14 protein-coding genes are annotated in these 16193 nt (G+C 70.2%); 8 read left to right on the forward strand and 6 right to left on the reverse strand.

The annotated features are described in order from the left end of the window. Positions 1-71: 71 nt before the first annotated feature. Entirely contained in the window at positions 72-938 is an 867-nt protein-coding gene (locus ABZS66_RS09840; RefSeq protein WP_354756701.1) for an SDR family oxidoreductase, read from the reverse strand. A 411-nt stretch (positions 939-1349) separates the two neighbouring features. On the opposite strand from ABZS66_RS09840, the gene ABZS66_RS09845 reads away from it, so the two are divergent. Together ABZS66_RS09845 and ABZS66_RS09850 are read left to right on the forward strand one after the other, a co-directional pair. Continuing rightward, positions 1350-1931, forward strand: coding sequence for a DUF4240 domain-containing protein (locus tag ABZS66_RS09845; protein ID WP_354756702.1), 582 nt, complete (start codon positions 1350-1352; stop codon positions 1929-1931). Positions 1932-2278: 347 nt separating this feature from the next. Next, entirely contained in the window at positions 2279-4549 is a 2271-nt protein-coding gene (locus ABZS66_RS09850; RefSeq protein ID WP_354756703.1) for a tetratricopeptide repeat protein, read from the forward strand. A 97-nt stretch (positions 4550-4646) separates the two neighbouring features. Here the strand turns inward: ABZS66_RS09850 and ABZS66_RS09855 are convergent, their stop codons facing one another. From ABZS66_RS09855 to ABZS66_RS09865, 3 genes are read right to left on the reverse strand one after another with little or no spacing between them, the layout of a single operon-like run. Then, complete coding sequence (locus ABZS66_RS09855) at positions 4647-5417, reverse strand: metallophosphoesterase (protein ID WP_354756704.1); 771 nt, start codon at positions 5415-5417, stop codon at positions 4647-4649. A 32-nt stretch (positions 5418-5449) separates the two neighbouring features. Further along, entirely contained in the window at positions 5450-6730 is a 1281-nt protein-coding gene (locus tag ABZS66_RS09860) for an ATP-binding protein (RefSeq protein WP_354756705.1), read from the reverse strand. Between the two features lie 5 nt (positions 6731-6735). Further along, complete coding sequence (locus ABZS66_RS09865; RefSeq protein WP_354756706.1) at positions 6736-7344, reverse strand: response regulator transcription factor; 609 nt, start codon at positions 7342-7344, stop codon at positions 6736-6738. 125 nt (positions 7345-7469) lie between these two features. Here ABZS66_RS09865 and ABZS66_RS09870 point away from each other — a divergent pair, with 125 nt between their 5' ends. The 3 genes from ABZS66_RS09870 to ABZS66_RS09880 are packed head-to-tail and all read left to right on the forward strand — an operon-like array spanning position 7470 to position 11199. After that, positions 7470-8549 (forward strand): iron ABC transporter substrate-binding protein, encoded by a 1080-nt coding sequence (locus tag ABZS66_RS09870; protein WP_354756707.1) that lies wholly within the window; start codon positions 7470-7472, stop codon positions 8547-8549. Between the two features lie 5 nt (positions 8550-8554). Then, positions 8555-10120: an iron ABC transporter permease gene (locus tag ABZS66_RS09875; RefSeq protein WP_354756708.1), complete on the forward strand. Its 1566-nt coding sequence runs from the start codon at positions 8555-8557 to the stop codon at positions 10118-10120. Further along, positions 10117-11199, forward strand: a complete 1083-nt coding sequence (locus ABZS66_RS09880) for an ABC transporter ATP-binding protein (protein ID WP_354756709.1) — start codon at positions 10117-10119, stop codon at positions 11197-11199. The genes ABZS66_RS09875 and ABZS66_RS09880 overlap by 4 nt, the downstream gene beginning before the upstream one ends. Positions 11200-11207: 8 nt before the next feature. Here ABZS66_RS09880 and ABZS66_RS09885 read toward each other — a convergent pair whose 3' ends face one another. Then, positions 11208-12746: a LuxR C-terminal-related transcriptional regulator gene (locus ABZS66_RS09885; protein WP_354756710.1), complete on the reverse strand. Its 1539-nt coding sequence runs from the start codon at positions 12744-12746 to the stop codon at positions 11208-11210. A gap of 860 nt (positions 12747-13606) precedes the next feature. Between ABZS66_RS09885 and ABZS66_RS09890 the strand changes: the two genes are divergently transcribed. Then, complete coding sequence (locus ABZS66_RS09890) at positions 13607-14215, forward strand: hypothetical protein (RefSeq protein WP_354756711.1); 609 nt, start codon at positions 13607-13609, stop codon at positions 14213-14215. A gap of 6 nt (positions 14216-14221) precedes the next feature. Here the strand turns inward: ABZS66_RS09890 and ABZS66_RS09895 are convergent, their stop codons facing one another. Then, positions 14222-15019, reverse strand: a complete 798-nt coding sequence (locus ABZS66_RS09895; RefSeq protein ID WP_354756712.1) for an alpha/beta hydrolase — start codon at positions 15017-15019, stop codon at positions 14222-14224. A 207-nt stretch (positions 15020-15226) separates the two neighbouring features. Between ABZS66_RS09895 and ABZS66_RS09900 the strand changes: the two genes are divergently transcribed. Both ABZS66_RS09900 and ABZS66_RS09905 read left to right on the forward strand, forming a co-directional pair. Next, positions 15227-15511, forward strand: a complete 285-nt coding sequence (locus ABZS66_RS09900; protein WP_354756713.1) for a hypothetical protein — start codon at positions 15227-15229, stop codon at positions 15509-15511. Positions 15512-15755: 244 nt separating this feature from the next. Then, positions 15756-16040, forward strand: a complete 285-nt coding sequence (locus tag ABZS66_RS09905; RefSeq protein ID WP_354756714.1) for a DUF3027 domain-containing protein — start codon at positions 15756-15758, stop codon at positions 16038-16040. Positions 16041-16193: the final 153 nt, after the last annotated feature.

Below are 16193 nucleotides of genomic sequence, written 5' to 3' on the forward strand. Positions count from 1 at the left end.
CCGTGACTTCCCTCCAGCCCCGGGCCACCATCCCGCCCGCTTCACCTCCCGCTCAGCGCGGGCCGGACGCGTCACGCAGTGGCGCCTTTCGGGTAGTGGCGGCGCAGGTTGGCGGCGATGACCCGGTCGAGCATGCGATCGGACAGCATCCAGGCCAGGCGGATGATCAGGGCGGCATCCCGCCCGATGGTGTAGCGGGTCCGCGGTCTGCGGGCCGTCACGGCCTTCGCGATGACCCGGGCGGCGGCGTCGGCGGTCACGCCCGATGCGGTACCCGAAGCCATCAGCGTGTTGATCGCCTGGACCAGGCTGCCGTAGCGCTCGTCCTGCTCCGCCGTCATCTGGGCAGCCAACTGGTTCGCCGTCACGATCCCGCGCGCGGCCATCTCCGTGCGGACGCCGCCGGGCTCGACCACGACCACCTGTACGCCCAGCGGCGCGACCTCCCGGCGGAGCGAGTCGCTGACCGCCTCCAGGGCGAACTTTGCACCGGCGTACGCGCCGTAGGTGGGCATGGCTGCCTTGCCGCCGACCGAGCTGATGTTGATCACGCGCCCCTTGCTGCGCAGCAGCGCGGGCAGGAGCGCCTGAGTGACGGCGATGTGGCCGAACAGGTTGACTTCGAACACCCACCGCCACTGCGCCATCGGCAGGGCTTCGACCGGGCCGTTCACCTGGATGCCGGCGTTGTTGACGAGCGCGTGCAGCACGCGGGGGTCGCCGGCGACCCGCGCGGCGAGTGCCTCCACCTGCTCGGACCTGGTGATGTCGAGGATGACCGGCTCGATGCCGGCCGACCGGATGGCGTCGGCGTCACGGTCGCGTCGCACGCCGGCCAGGACGTGGAAACCCTGGCGGGCCAGTTCGCGGGCGGCTGCCGCGCCCATACCCGTGGAGGCTCCGCTTACGACGATCAACTTCTGGTCTCGCTTCGCCACGACGCCACACTCCTTTTCACGACACTACGTCGCCAAGATTACGACACTTTGTCGTTAAAGCCAGCCCGCGGGGCTACGTGTGACGCCGTTCACCACACACTTCACCGCGACGTCCGGCCAGCTCGGCTACCGGAGGCGCTCCTGCGCCTTCCATCGGGCGCCGCCGACCACGTACGACACCCGCAACGCGAAAGGGCCGCCGACCGTGTTCGAGCGCCCGCGTCTGTTGACGACTGAGCGCCTGACGCTCCTTGTACATCTCAAGTGGGACCCTGGCCGGGATCGCCGTGCGGCACGCCTTCAGTTCCACAGCGCATCAGAACACCAACGCTCCACATCGGACGCGCTGCAGTTTGAACGTCGCACCTGTGGCCGGGCCAGCCCCGACAAGACACGGTCTACGCTGCGGGCATGCCGACGTCGACTGGCGCCGTGTGGGACCTGCTCGACCGGGTTCCGGCGGCGAACCATGCCGGCAAGGTCGGGATGGACGAGCTGGTCTCTGAGCTCGCTCGCCTGCCGGTTCCGCGTATCGTCGAGTTTCACCGCGGGGTCGTGGCGCTGGCCAACCGCGCTCTCACGTGGCGGCTGTGGGAAGCGGCGACCATCATCTTCCGCCAGGAGATCGGGCAGGACTCGTTCACGGATTTCCGGTTGTGGCTGGTCGCCCAGGGCCGGGAGGTGTTTGAGGCCGCCGTCGCCGACCCGGACTCGTTGGCCGGGCATCGGCCGATCCGTGCGCTGGCCGCCAAGCCGGCCAGCACATGGACCGACGAGGATTTTCCGACGATGTGGGAGCTGGTGGGCGTCGGAGCGTTGGCGTTCGACCTGGTCCTCAGGAAGCTCAATCCGCGGATGGCGAAGCAGGTCGAGTTTCCGGAAGCGCTCGAGCGCGGGCCGCGGGAGTCGCCCGACGGCCCCGACCTTCCACGGTTCGGGGAGGAGCCGGAGACCAGTCGGCGCTGTCCCCGGCTGGTGCAGCTGTTCGCATAGGGTCTCGCTGCAGGGTCCTACGTCGAGCTGTCAGCCCGTCCCTGTCAGGCAGCGACTGTCGCAATCCACGGCATCGGCATACCTTGACCACGAAATGGGTGGAATGCGGCGAACTACCGGCAGGAGGCTGGCTCAACGGTCCCCTCGATCGCGCCCTGCGGTGGCACCGGTGGACGTTGCGGACGGTCGCGTCCGCGAAGGGTATTCGCGATGATGATTCGGTGGCGCGGCGAACTCGGCTGGTGTGGATGGCATTCGCTGGTGCCGCCGCGACAGCTCTTGGCGGATGGGTCGGTGCGGGCGATAGCAGTGTCGTAGCGGAGTGGACGTGGGGAGCCCCATGGCGGGTGGTGCAGGCACTGGCTCATGATTTACCCGAGAAGCCGTGGGATTGGGTTGAACGACTGGGCTGGCTGGTCGCGGTCCTGATGCCGGTCCCGACCGTCTGGCTTGGGATCAAAGCGATTACCGTCTCGAACCCGTCCGCTGGTGCGACGTTGCGTACGAGTCAAACGCTGGTCGTCGACGGCGGCCTGGCGTCGGTCCAAGTCCCGCTGGTGCAGCCGGGAGGTGCGCTCGCCGGCACGAACGCCCTAGTTGTCGGCCGGAGTCACCTGCTGGCGGAGCTGCGAATGCTGGTGCGGCCCAGGTGGTGGCGCTACCGAACCGGGCCGCGGGTGGTGGTGCTCCACGGCGGCGGCGGGAATGGCAAAAGTACCGTGGCGTGGCAGCTGGCGTCGACGCTGCCCGATGACATGGCAGTGTGGTGGGTATCGGCAAGCAGTACCGAGCAGCTACGGAGCCAACTGCGGGAGGTAGCTGCTGCGGCAGGCGCCACCGACGCCCAGCTACAGCTGGCGTGGTCTGGTCAACGTGATCCCGCCGAGTTGCTGTGGGCGTTGCTGGCCGGCTTCCGGCGGCGGTGGCTGCTCGTGCTCGACGATGCCAATGACCTGCAGGTCCTTGCCGGGCGACCGGGCGGTGTCGCCGACGGTCGTGGATGGCTACGCCCGCCCACCAGACGCGGTCTGGTCGTGGTGACGTCCCGGGACGGGGATCCCCAGCAATGGGGCCCCTGGTGCCGGCTTGTTGCTGTCGATCGACTTTCCATGGACGATGCCGCTGACTTGCTGCACACCCTGGCTCCACTCGCCGGCACGATCCGGCAGGCGCGTCCGCTGGCAGCCCGGCTGGACGGACTGCCGCTCGCGCTTCGACTTGCTGGCACCTATCTGCGCCAGTCCACCCAGAGCCGGCTGCCCCACACCGCGACGACCTTCACCGAATATCTCAGCGCCTATCAGCGTGCGATCGAGAATCCCGATCCTGCATCAGCCGGGGAGTCAACGATCGCGGAGATCCGCCGGTCGAACGAACTCTCCCTACAGTTGCTCGATCTGCGAGGTCTCCAGGCTGCCCGGGTCGTGCTGCAAGTTTTGGCGCAATTCGCCCACGTTCCTATCGGCAAGGAAAGCCTGGACCCTGCGATCTTCGCTCAGCATCCGTACCTGAGTAGCCTGACCGGCGTTGGGTTGCAGCAGTTGCTCGACGCACTCCAACAGCTCGATCTCATCACCCAGACGTATCATGCCGTCCAGCTCCATCAACACATCCAGGACGTCAACCGCTGTTCCGACCTTGCCGACCCGTCCTGGCTGGTGGCCGCCAGCTTGATCGGTACGGCAATCCCTGCCGACTTCGAGTTGTACGACGTCGCCCGCTGGCCAACGGTGGACTGGGCGGTGCCGCACATCCTTGACCTCTTCAAGCGCGCCGCCAACACGCCTGCAGCAGCGCCGGCAAGATCGCTGGCGGTGGCGGCCCGCAAGGCCGTCACCTGTCTGTACTACCGCAACATCACCCCGGCCGTCGACGCCGAACGCGTGCTCCGGGACGTCCTCACCGTCCAGCGTCCGACGCTGGGCGACGACGACAGGGAAACCCAGCGAACCCGCGGCAGCCTTGCGGTACTGCTCCATGATCGTGGCAACGTCGAGGCGGCCCAGCAGGAATACCGCACTGTCCTGTACGTCCAGCGCAAGCTGTTCGGCGACGACGATCGGGAGACCCTACGCACCCGCAGCAACCTGGCTCTACTAGAGCACGAATTCGGCGACCTGGACACGGCCCAGGACGAGTACCAGGCAGTCCTGGACACACGTCGCCGGCTGTTCGGCGACGACGATCGGGAGACTCTCAGCACTCGTCACAACATGGCCTACCTGGCACGCCAGCGCGGCGATCTGGAGTCAGCTGAGCGGGGGTACCGAGCCGTTCTCGATGCCAGGCGCCAGCTGTTCGGCGACGACGACCGGGAGACGCTACGCACCCGGCACAGCCATGCCACACTCTTGCACGAACGGAAAGAACTCTTCTCAGCAGAACAGGAATATCGCGCGATCCTGGACGCCCAGCGCCGGCTGTTCGGCGACGACGACCGGGAGACGCTGCGTACGCGAAGGAACTTGGCCCTGTTGCTCCACGAGCGCGGCGAATTGGTTGCGGCGGAGCGGGAGTATCGAGCGATCCTGGACATGCGGGGACGCCTCTTTGGCGACAGCGATCGCGAGGTCGTCTGGATCCAGCATCAGCTTGCGGTCCTCCTCAGCCAGCGATGACGCGTCGCCGACGCCGGACTTTCGAACGCAGCGGCCGACTCGCGGGCAAAATTGTGCTCGTACGTCGGAGACTCACGCACGTGGCCTCGGGGGCAGGTCAGACGCGGGCCACCCATCCTTCGTGCAGTTCGTAGACGCGGACGTTGCGTTCGAGGGCTGTTCCGTCGCAGTCGAGGCCCAGCACCCGCGGCCGGTTGGTGAACTCGGGGCGCGCGGTGTAGAGGACGTGGTAGTGGCCGTGCACGATCAGGGCCGGCTGGAGGGCGTCGACGATCCGGCGCAGTACCTGGCGGTGCTCGTTTGCGAGCTGGAGCTCCAGCGGAGGGAACGGCGGCGGGCCGTCCCGGTCGTCAACCCCGGGGATCATGACCCCGGCGGGGCAGTCGTGGGCGACGAGCACATCGACCGGCCCGCCGGCGACACACCGTGCCGCGTCCTCTTCGGTGATCGTTTCCTGCCGCCACCACGACACGCCCGGTTCCCGCCATGGCCGGTCGACGGAGTGTGCGCCGCCGCAGCCGAGGAACGAAGTTCCGGCCCATTCCCAGCGGTGGCCGCGAGGGATGTGCCAGATCCGGTCGGTGACCTCGCGGAGGCCGTTGCCGCGGATCGGGTAGCGGCTGAGCAGGTCGAAGTCCTCGTGGTTGCCGTCGACGAACCACAGGTGCAGCCCGGCGCGGGCCAACGCCTTCGTGACGTTGCGCAGGAACGTGGCGGGGAAGTCGTAGCCGAAGTCGCCGACGTGCACGATGATGTCGGCGCCCTGCTGTTTGGCGTAGTCGATCGCGGTGACAGCCCAGCGAGTGTTGGCGTGCCAGTCTCCCGCGAACGCTACGCGTTGAGGATCGGCGTGAGCTGCAGACTGCATCAGGTGCTCATTATCCGTCGGGCGACTGCCGATCATGCGTCACGGAACGGGAGCGAGATGGTCGCCGTGCAGCCCGCGCCCGGTCCGGAGCGTAGCGTCAGCGTGCCGCCCGCGTCGGTGACGGCCTGCGTGATCAGGACGAGGCCGAGGTGCCCGGCCGGGTGTGGGACGCCGTCGCCGGGGAGGTGGCGCGGGTCGAAGCCGGCGCCGTCGTCGTCCACGGTGAGGTGCAGCGTGGCGTCGATGTCCAGGGCGACCGTGATGCGGCCCGGCCGGGCGTGCCGCACGGCGTTGCGGACCAGTTCCCGGGCGCAGCGGGCGGCCAGCAGCGCCTGGTCGTCGCCGGGGTCGGCGGCCGCGCCGCGCCGGGTCACGCGTACGTCGAGCGCGATCGGGTCCGGCACGGCAGCGCGAAGCATCGCGGGGAGCCGGCCGGCGAGCTCGGGGCCGGCGATCGCGTCGGGGACGACGTCGTCGGTGAGGGTGCGCAGCTGGCGGAGCCCGTCGCGGACGAGGCCGTGCGCGAGGGTGTTCGTGTCGAGCGAGAGCGCGACGCTGGCGGCGGCGAGCATCTGGATCGGGCCGTCGTGCAGGCGCTGGGCCAGCTCGCGCCGCTCGCGGTCGGAGGCGGTGACCGCCAGCTCGGCCAGCGCCGCCCGGTGCACGGCGGAGCGGCGCGTCCGGCGGGTGGCGGCGACGGTGATCGGCAGCGTCGCGACGGCGACCGCCAGCGACCCGGCCAGCAGCAGCGGCAGCTGCGCGGCCACGGGCCGCAGGACGGTGCGGTCTCCGCCGACGGGCACGTAGAGCTCCAGGCTCATGGTGTTGCGCGCCGCGTCGCGGAAGTCGAGGAACACCTCCATCAGCCGGCCGCGGCGGTCCGCCTCGTAGCGGTGGGCCTCGTCGTCGGGCACGGCGTAGCTGCGTGGTGCGGCCGGTTCCAGCGTGCGGATCGGACGGTCGCCGGTGTCGCGTGCGGTGCCCTCCAGGCGGGCCTCGTCCGACACGAGGATGCGGGCCCGGCCGCCCTCGACCAGCCAGAGCTTGACCCGGGCGAGGGCGCCCGAGCGCAGGAACGGCTGCAGGCCGGCCAGCACGTCGCCGCGGTCGTAGCCGCCGGGCGTGCCGAAGTCGTTGGCCGCGAGGCCGGCGAGCGCCGCGTCGGCGATCGCGGCGGAGACCTGGGTCGCGGCGGAGGCCGACTGGTGCTGGGCGCTGCGCCAGGCGGTGGCGGCGGCGCCGGCCGTGGCGATCAGTGCGACGGCGACGGTGACCAGGACGTGATGCAGCAGCACGAGGCGTAGTCGCGGCATCGGTCTCACCGGAACCGGTCCGGTCGCGCGAGCAGGCCGAGCCGGCCGGCGACGGCCACGGCGTCGAGCTGGGAGCGCGCCCCGAGCTTGGCCAGGAGTGCCTTGACGTAGTCACGCACGGTGTGCAGGGACAGGCCCAGCTCGGCGGCGATCCGCCCGGCGGGGGCACCGGTGGCGAGCAGCGCCAGGACCTGCCGTTCGCGGGGGCTCAGGTGCGGTACCGCGGATGGCGCGGCGTCCGGTTCGGCGCGGCGGATGGCGTCGAGCACGCTGCCCAGCGCGTCGTCCTTGGCCAGGGCCGCGTCGGCGCCGGCGGCGCGGGCCCGCTCGGTGAGGCCGGGCCCGGGATGGCCGGTGAGCACGATCAGCAGCGCGGCCGGGTGCCGGGCGCGCAGCTCGCGCACGACGTCGAGGCCGTCGCCGTCGGGCAGCTGCAGGTCCACGATCGCGATGTCGAACGCCGCGGTCGCGAGCGCGGCGCCGGCCGAGTTGGCCACCGCGACGCAGCGCAGGCCGGGCTGCGCGTCCAGGGCGAACGCGAGCACGTCGGTGAAGACGCGATGGTCGTCGACCAGCAGTACCGACCGGGACGCCAGGGACGTCGTCGGGGTCATCGCGGTGGGTCCCCTTTCGACGGTCCCCCGAAATTGGGGGATTGGCGGATCGCGGCGCAGCCCAAAAGCTAGGTTAGGCGACCCTAACACGGGCCGTCCGACCTCTGACTGAAGGACATCTCCCTGTGTCGAACCCCGCAATGACCGCTCGTCGCCGGCTGCTCGCCCTGCTCGCGGCGCCGGCCGTCGCCGTAGTCCTGGCCGCCTGCGGCGGCGGAACCGATGCGACGCCGCAGGCGGCCGCGTCGGGTGGCAGCACTCCCGCGCTCGATCCCAACGTGACCCTCGTGCTGTACAACGCGCAGCACGACACCCTCACCAAGGAGTGGGTCGCCGCGTTCACCGCCAAGACCGGCGTCAAGGTCGAGATCCGCCAGGGCAGCGACCTGACGATGGCCAACCAGCTCGCCGCCGAGGGCTCCGCGTCCCCGGCCGACGTGTTCCTCACCGAGAACTCCCCGGCCATGTCGCTGGTCGAGAACGCCGGCCTGTTCGCGCCGATCGCCCCGGCCACCCTGGCCCAGGTCCCCGCCGAGTACGTGCCGTCGACGAAGAACTGGATCGGCATCGCCGCCCGTGCGACCGTCCTGGCGTACAACCCCGCACTGCTCCCCGAGGCCGACCTGCCGAAGTCGATCATGGACCTGCAGGACCCGAAGTGGAAGAACCGCTACGGCGCCGCCCCCAAGGGCGCCGACTTCCAGGCGATCGTCAGTGCCATGCTTGAGCTCAAGGGCGAGGCGGCCACCGCCGCCTGGCTCGCCGCGCTCAAGAGCAACGGGCAGGCGTTCAGCGGCAACAGCGCCGCGATGAAGGCCGTCAACGCGGGCACGGTCGCCAGCGCGGTCATCTACCACTACTACTGGTACGGTGACCAGGCCAAGACCAAGGAGAACAGCGCCAACGTCAAGCTGCACTTCTTCGGCAACCAGGACCCGGGCGCGTTCGTCAGCGTCTCCGGCGGCGGCGTGCTCAAGTCGAGCAAGCACCCCAACGAGGCCCAGGCGCTCGTCAACTTCATCACCGGCCAGGAAGGCCAGACCATCCTCGCCAACGGCACCGCCTACGAGTACACGGTCGGCCAGGGCATCGCCGCGAACAAGGCCCTCAAGCCGCTGTCGGAGCTCGGCGCGCCCGCCGTCGACGAGTCCAAGCTCAACAGCCAGAAGGTCACCCAGCTGATGACGTCGGCCGGGCTGCTCTGAACCGCATGCTGCAGGCAACACGGCCAGCAGGCACGGCGGCCCGGCGACGACGGTCGCTGCCACCGCCGCGCCTGCTGGCGCTGTGCGTTCCCGTCACCGTGTTCGCCGCGATACCGCTGGTGTTCATCGCCTACTACTCGTACGAGGTGGGCTGGGCCGTCGCCCGCCCGCTCATCTTCCGGCCCCTTATCGCCGAGCTGCTGGGCAACACGCTCGCGCTGTGCGGTACCGCCACCGGCTGTTGCCTCGTCCTCGGCACCGCCCTGGCCTGGATCGTGGAACGCACGTCGCTGCCGTGGCGCGGGGCGTGGCTCGCGCTGCTGACCGCGCCGCTGGCCATCCCGGCGTTCATCAACAGCTACGCCTGGATCACGGTGCGGCCGGCGCTGGACGGGCTGGCCGCCTCGGCCATCGTCACGACGCTGTCGTACTACCCGTTCGTCCTGCTGCCGGTCGCCGCGTCGCTGCGCGGGCTGGACCCGGCGCTGGAGGAGTCGGCCCGGGCCCTGGGCTGCGGGCCGCTGCGCGTGTTCGTCCGCGTCGTGCTGCCGCAGCTGCGCACGGCGATGGCCGGCGGGGCGCTGCTCGTCGCGCTGCACCTGCTCGCCGAGTTCGGCGCCATCGAGCAGCTGCGCTTCCCGACGTTCACCACCGCGATCATCGCCCAGTACGAGTCGACGTTCGCGTCCACGGCGGCCAACATGCTCGCCGCCGTGCTGGTGCTGTGCTGCCTGGCGTTCGTCACCGTCGAGGTGCTCGTCCGCGGCCGGGCGCGGACCTCCCGCCTCGGCGCCGGCGCCGCCCGCCCCGCCACCGCCGTCCGGCTGGGCTGGTGGACCGCGCCCGTCGTCGCGCTGCTGCTCGCCCTGCTCGGGCTCGCGATCGGCATCCCGGCGTACAGCGTGATCCACTGGCTCACCTACACCACCGCGGCGGCCTGGGACCCGGCGACCCTGCTGCCGGTGCTGGCGACCACGGCGAAGCTCGGCGCGCTCGCCGCCGCGGCCGCGGTCGTGTGCGCCTTCCCGCTCGCCTGGCTGGCCGTGCGTCATCGCGGCTGGCTGAGCACCGTCATGGAGCGCAGCACCTACCTCGCCAGCTCCGTGCCCGGCGTCGTCGTCGGGCTGTCGCTGGTCACCGCGTCGATCCGGTACGCCCGCCCCCTCTACCAGACCACCGCGCTGGCCGTGGCCGCCTACGTGATGCTGTTCCTGCCCCGCGCCATGGTGAACCTGCGCGCGGCCGTCGCCCAGGCGCCGCCCGCGCTCGACGAGGCGTCCCGGGCGCTCGGCCGGTCGGCGCTCGGCACGTTCCGCCGGGTCACCCTCCCGCTCGCCGCACCCGGCACGCTCGCGGCGGCCGCGCTCGTGTTCCTCGCGGTCACCACCGAGCTGACCGCGACCCTGCTGCTCGCGCCGACCGGCACCCACACCCTGGCGACCGAGTTCTGGGCCGCCACCGCCGAGATCGACTATCCGCGGGCCGCGCCCTACGCCGTGTGCATGATCGCGCTGTCGCTGCCGGCGGCGTACCTCCTGTTGCGCCAGTCCACCCGAGGAGCTCGACCATGACCGCCCTGTCGGTGCGGAACCTGACCAAGCACTACGGCCGGTCCCGGATCCTCGACCGGGTCGGCCTCGACGTCGCCGAGGGCACGACCACGACGATCCTGGGCCCGTCCGGCTGCGGCAAGACGACCTTCCTGCGGCTGGTCGCCGGCTTCGACCGCGCGGACGACGGGACCATCTCCCTCGACGGACAGGTGGTTTCCGCGGTACCGCCGGAGCGCCGCAACATCGGCTACGTCGCCCAGGAGGGGGCGCTGTTCCCGCACCTCACCGTCGAGGGCAACGTCGCCTTCGGCCTGGCCCGCTCCGACGGCTCCCGGGCGCAGCGCCGCCGCCGCGTCGCCGAGGTCCTCGACCTCGTCCGCCTCGACCCGGCTTTGGCCCGCCGCCATCCGCACCAGCTGTCCGGCGGCCAGCAGCAGCGGGTCGCGCTCGCCCGCGCCCTGGCCCGCCGCCCCGCGCTCGTGCTGCTCGACGAGCCGTTCTCGTCGCTGGACACCGGCCTGCGCGCGGCCACCCGCGCCGCCATCACCGACGCGCTGCGCGCCTCCGGGGTGACCACGCTCCTCGTCACCCACGACCAGACCGAGGCGCTGTCACTGTCCGACCAGGTAGCGGTCCTCAACCACGGCGCGTTCACCCAGGTCGGACCGGCCCGCGAGGTGTACGCCGCGCCGGCCGACCTCGACACCGCCCGGCTGCTCGGACCCGGCACGGCCCTGCCCGCAACGGTCACCGCCGGCACGGCGTCCTCCCCGCTCGGCACGCTGGCCGTGGCGCACCCCTGCCCGGACGGCGCCGCCACCGTCTTCGTCCGGCCGGAGCAGCTGCGCGTGACCCCCACGCCCACGGGCACGGCCACGGTCCGCGCGAACGGCTTCCTCGGCGCCGACACCATCCTCACCCTGGAGCTGCCGGACGGGACCCGCCTGGACGCGCGTGCCGACGCGGCCGTCGCCTGCGCCGCCGGCGACCGGGTCACCGTGGACGTCGCCGGCCCGGTGCTTGTGTACCCCGCCCGCTCCGCGCTCCCGGCGAGTCCTCAGGCCCGGCTCGTAACCGCCGTCCCCGGCCATCACTGACAACCCGATCATGCTGTGCGGTCGCCGTCGACCGGTACTTTGATGTGCATGACTGTTCCGGCCCCTGGAGGGCTGGTCAGCCGTATCGTGGCGTTCATCGCCTCGACCCGGTCGGTCAGGTCGGTGAGTTCCGCACCGTTGGGATCGGCGCCGCCGACGCCGTTGTCGCGGATCGTCACCTCGAGGATGCCGTCGGACGTTGTGATGGTGATGTCGACGATGCTGGCGCGTGCGTGGATGGCCGCGTTGCGCAGCGCCTCGTAGACGATGTGGTAGACGCCGATCTCGACCGGCTGCGGGAGCCGCTCGCCCACGCGCAGGTCGACCTCCACCGGCATGGGGGAGCGGCGGGCGAGCGACTGGATCGCCGGGCGCAGGCCGCGGTCGGCGAGGATTGCCGGGTAGACGTCCCGGTAGGTGTCGCGGAGGCTTTCGGCTGCCGCGACGAGGCCGCCGGCGACCTTGTCGAGGTCGTCGGAGAGCTGCGCGCGTTCGGGCGGGACCGAGGTTCGCGCCAGGCTGAGCGACAGGCCGAGCCTGGCGAGGTGTTGTTGCACGCCGTCTTCGAGGTCGCGTTCGATGCGGCGGCGGGTGTCGTCGATGGCGGCGAACGTGCGTGCTTTCGCCGCGGAGCGTTCGAGGGCACGGGCGAGCTGGATGCGGGACCGGATCCCGAGCTTGATCATCACGCGGTGCAGGTGGGTGCGGACGCTGGACGGGGACAGCGCCAGTCGTTGTGCGATGGCGCGGTTGGTCAGCCCTTCGCCGACGAGGTCCGCGACCGTGCGTTCGGTGCGGCTGAGGCTCGGCAGCCCGGCCGGTGACGTCGACTCGTCGACGGTTGTGTCCGGTGGTGTTCGCCGGAACCAGACCAGCACGCCGAGGACCCGGCCGCCGTCGGTGACCGGTTCGTACCGGATGGTCAGCCAGGAGCCGTCGGTGAGCGAGAGCTGCCGGGGAGCTGGACCGGCACCGGCCAGCGCCGGTGCGAAGAGGTTCCACAAGCGTTCCTGGTCCGTGCCGTGCAGCAACCTCGCCGCCGCCGGGTTGGCCAGCGTGGTCGTCGGGCCGAGGAGGACCAGCGGGCCCCTGGTACCGCGGTTGGCGACGGCGAACTGTTCCCGCAGTGCCCGTTCGGTGGCCGCGGTGTCGGCCCGCAACCGCTGTTCGATGTCTTCGGCGGCGCGCCTGACGAGGCTCTGCATGAGCGGGGTGGCGTGGTCGCTGTGGCCGGTCAGATTGATCACCCCGACGGGTTGCCCGTCGGGTCCACTGATGGGACTGGCCGCACAGGCCATGCCGATGAGGGTCTCGGCGAAGTGCTCCGTGCCGGTCACCATCGATGTCTGGGCATCGACGATCGCGGTTCCGATGCCGTTGGTGCCGATCACGTCCTCGCCGTACAGGAAGCCGGGAGCGAGGTTGATCCGGTCGAACAGTTGCGCGAGGGCCGGATCGTCGACCCGGCGGTCGATGATGTGGCCGCGTTCGTCCGCGACCACCACGCCCATGCCGCTGCCTTCGAGGTCCCGGGCCAGCCGAGCCACGACAGGCTCCGCAGCCCACGTCAACCGCGCCGACTCGTCGAAGTCCGGCTGGTACGGGAAGCTGATGGCATCGGGTTGCAGCCCTCCACGCAGACTCCGCGCCCACGAGGAAGCGATCACGGCACGTGTCACCTGAGGCCGGTCCTGACGGCTCATCAGGCGCTGCAGGTCCGTGCGGTGCGCATCCGTGTGGTGTGCATCGGCCGACGCGTGGGAGACCATCAGTAACTCCTGCCGGGTTGAGGCGAGGCTCGGAGCGTGCCGCATCGTCGTCCTCGACAAGGCGATGCGGCACGCGCGCCACCGGGGAGGGCACGATCCGCGGAACAGGTGGCTGATAGCGGCCCGGCCGCCAGCAAGGCATCCTGCATACAAGCCCGGCGGGTGCCTTGCTGTGCCGGGGCCGCCGGCAGGACATCGCCTCCAGGACCACCCTCGTCCGTGGGAGGTGGTCTGCCTGGGCTCATGGATAACGATGGGCCACTCATCGAATCTGTCTACTGCCGTGTGCGGGCAGGCCGCCGGATGCACCGCGACGTCCGTCACCAGCTTCGTACGGTACGCGCTCGGCCGAGCGAGCGTCACTTTCCTCGGACGACGGCTGCTGCGTGGTGGCCATGCGACTCACCTGCCGCGTCTCGTGGCAACCTGGACGGCGGCTGGGTGGACGCACAGCGTGGAACTCCCGGCCGCAGGCGTCTGAAACGCAGCGACATCCGCCTGGCCCGAGGCGCATCCTGAACCCTATGGACACACCGACCGGCGAGTTTGTTCGCGTACTCGCCTACGACATCTGGTCCGGGCACCCGAAGCCGATCGAAGCGCTACAGACTTGACTGCGTGAGCATGGCATCGACGGGATGCCCTTCGACCTCGACGACATCCTGGTCATCGCCCCCTGCGGGCGTGACGCGAATGGAAACTGGGACCGCAGCGTCATCGTCCACGTCCGCGCCACCCAGCTTCACCGACTCGGCCTCCATCCCGACAAGCCCACCACGTCCATCGAACCGCTGTCACGGCCTGGTTTGACGTTTCCGCCGGCGGAATCTGCTCGTCAGCCTGTGAGACCCGTTGCTACAGTCCCAGCCGTGGATAGCGTGCCTCACGTCGACCGGGCCGACGTCCGGGAGACCGACGACAGCTCCACGCTGATCCTGTCCGCGAACGGGTTGCACGTCGTGATGATCCGTCTGCGCTATGGCGGGACCGGGGGCGAGGTGGACGAGGTGATCAACAGCGCTGGTGAGGTGGCGACCGGGGCGGTGTGCGCCTGGACGCTCATCGGGCCGATGCTGTCGTTGGAGCTGGACCGTCGGGCAGCAGCCAAGCTGGGGTTTCCGCGTGACTACCGGGTACGCCTCGACCTGCCGGCCGAGAAGCTTTCGTTGGTCCGGGCCAGCCTGCTGGACATCCTGTATACGGCCTGCTTCGTCGTGGACACGCCCGAGGGCCGCGTCAGGAGCTGAGGTGGATTACTTCGCTGCGATCCGGTCGAGGAGGAACCGCGCTGAGATGTCGATGACGGCGTCGAAGTGCGCGCCGTTGGCGGGGTAGTGGAATCCGTGCTCGGCGTGTTCGTACTCGCGTAGCGTGCACTCGTTGCCGGAGCGCACCATCGCGTCCCGGAACCGCCGTACACTGTCGATCGGCTCGATCTCGTCGCGGGTGCCGTGGTGAATCAGCATCGGCGGATTTCCTGGCTGCACGTACCGGATCAGCGAGTAGTCGATCAATCGGCCTGCGGCGATGCCGACCTGGTGTTCGAGGTGGCGCTGCACTTCTGAGTCGAGCGAGTGCAGATCCACTCCTGCGGGATTGAGTGCCACGACGGCGGCGACGCCGGACTCCGGCGCGGGGGCGATCATCGCGGCAACCAGGGCGAGATGAGCCCCGGCCGAACTGCCACCCGAGGCCAGCTGCGCTGCCCCCAGGCCGCGCAGCGCGGCCAGCCGCCCGAACTGTTCGATCGCGCGCCGAACATCAGCGATGCAGTCGTCGATGCTGGCAGCGCCATGACCGAGCAGCCGGTACCCGGCTGACACCGCGAAGATTCCGCGCGACGCAAGTCTCCGGCAGTGCGGGGCCAGCCCGTCGGCCGATCCCTCGCGCAACGCGCCGCCATGGAACACGACGATGCCGGCGCGGGGCCGCGTCCCATCGCCCGGCTCGAACAGCAGCAGGGGCAGTTCCCTGCCGTCGGCGGCTTGATAGAACGTCGAGGACTCGCGGCAGGCCATCATGATGGACGGCATTCGATCATCGACCAACATGCGTCTGCAACTCGTCACGGGCGAGCAGGCGGACCAGTTCGTCGAGCAGCCCGTCCAGGTCCTCTCGATCGGCCAGCCCGGTCGTCAGCCAGGCGCGCCGTGCAGAGGTCTGCCTCGCCGCTGCCCCAGATCGTGCGTTCCACCAACCAGGCGGCAGACTCGAGCTTCTCGTTGCTGTCACCGTTGCTCTCGTAGAGACTCTGCGGCGTGTCTGCGGAACTGGCGATAGACCGGGTGTGGGTCTTCCATGGCGATGGCGCCCAGTTTGCCTCTGGGGTGTTCTTCGACGAGGCGCAGGGCTTGGCCTGGGTTGAGCGTCATCATCTCACCGGAGTCCTGGCCGAGTATCCGGCCGGTGGCGGCTGCTATGACGTAGCTGTGCATGAGGGCCGGTTCCGCTCGACGAAGCCGCACCACGGATCGCCCGCCGACGTCGCCGCATTCGGCCCGGGCCTTCGTCACGTTCACGTGATCGACGGTCATCGCGCCTGACCTCTGTTGGCTGCCCGCCGGCCGGAGCGGGCCGGTTGCGCGCGAGAGTCAGAGCGTAGCGTCGCTGGACGGCTACGTTGCCGGTGAGCGCGATGAGGTGGGCGCTGTAGGTAGCGATCATCGGGACGCTAATCGCTTTGTCCGCAACGGACGATGATCTCGCGATGGCCTTCATGCTCGGCGACCAGACTCGGCCGGACGAATACCGGTGGTGTCCGTCCACGTCGCGGCCGATCATGACTCGGTGACCGAACACGGACCGTGGACGGGCGGCAATAAGGCCCACAACGATGCGTGCCATGCGCGGTGGCTCGACCGGCTCAACCGCAAGACCGGTCAGGACGACTACAAGGAAGCCTGGTACTACGAACAGTGCGGCGGCTGCCGCTACTGGATCGCGCTACAAGGCGCGATCGGCCGCGACTACGGAGCCTGCACCAACGTTCTCTCCGCCCTTGACGGGCAGGTCCGTTTCGAGCACGACGGCTGCGCCGAGTTCACCGAACGCGAGGACGGCACGTTCGGATGAGGCGTCGGCAAGGCCGACACCAAAGGCGGGGGCAGTTGGTCCCTGGTGGGATGGGAGCCCTGCGTGGCCTGCGAGCAGTGCGGCTCCTTGGTTGCTTCCCGGACCGACGACTGCAATGTGGCCCAGGAGACGCGCCTTCACCCGTCCATGGTC

Origin of the sequence: Dactylosporangium sp. NPDC005572 (genome assembly GCF_040605515.1) — a bacterium.
Taxonomy (GTDB): Bacteria; Actinomycetota; Actinomycetes; order Mycobacteriales; family Micromonosporaceae; genus Dactylosporangium.

What these genes read in the sequence shown, in the direction of transcription:
- ABZS66_RS09845 (WP_354756702.1), top strand. Translation starts at nt 1,350, where the DNA reads ATGCCGACGTCGACTGGCGCCGTGTGGGACCTGCTCGACCGGGTTCCG.
- ABZS66_RS09855 (WP_354756704.1), bottom strand. Translation starts at nt 5,417, where the DNA reads ATGCAGTCTGCAGCTCACGCCGATCCTCAACGCGTAGCGTTCGCGGGA.
- ABZS66_RS09860 (WP_354756705.1), bottom strand. Translation starts at nt 6,730, where the DNA reads ATGCCGCGACTACGCCTCGTGCTGCTGCATCACGTCCTGGTCACCGTC.
- ABZS66_RS09865 (WP_354756706.1), bottom strand. Translation starts at nt 7,344, where the DNA reads ATGACCCCGACGACGTCCCTGGCGTCCCGGTCGGTACTGCTGGTCGAC.
- ABZS66_RS09875 (WP_354756708.1), top strand. Translation starts at nt 8,555, where the DNA reads ATGCTGCAGGCAACACGGCCAGCAGGCACGGCGGCCCGGCGACGACGG.
- ABZS66_RS09880 (WP_354756709.1), top strand. Translation starts at nt 10,117, where the DNA reads ATGACCGCCCTGTCGGTGCGGAACCTGACCAAGCACTACGGCCGGTCC.
- ABZS66_RS09890 (WP_354756711.1), top strand. Translation starts at nt 13,607, where the DNA reads ATGCCCTTCGACCTCGACGACATCCTGGTCATCGCCCCCTGCGGGCGT.
- ABZS66_RS09895 (WP_354756712.1), bottom strand. Translation starts at nt 15,019, where the DNA reads ATGTTGGTCGATGATCGAATGCCGTCCATCATGATGGCCTGCCGCGAG.